Annotated in this window: 1 protein-coding gene; it reads right to left on the bottom strand. The window is 68.2% G+C overall.

Annotation, left to right across the window (positions count from 1 at the left end):
- Positions 1 to 264: HIT family protein (locus ACVA58_RS28210; RefSeq protein WP_446513542.1), on the bottom strand; the 264-nt coding region annotated here is incomplete at both ends.

The following is a 264-nucleotide window of genomic DNA, read 5'->3' as shown; positions in this document are numbered from 1 at the left end:
GGTTGATCTTGTCCGGCGCCAGCTCAGCGCGCAGCACGCGCTCCACGCGCGTGACGACTTCCATCAGCCAGTGGCGATCAGCGTCCGACAGATCAGTCTGCTCGACCACGTGGTCGTTCCAGATCACGCGGCAGAATCCCGGGAAGCGCGCGTGCTCAACCAGCACGACACGCGCCCGGGCATTGCGCCAGACAGGCTCGCCGCCGTCGGTCTCGCACAGCGCGCAGCCTGGCGCCCGATCGACGGTCGCGCCCATTGTCACAC

It is taken from the genome of Photobacterium sp. DNB22_13_2 (genome assembly GCF_052873915.1).
The sequence above is the reverse complement of the archived record's forward strand: the minus strand, read 5'-3'. Positions and strand labels throughout refer to the sequence as shown.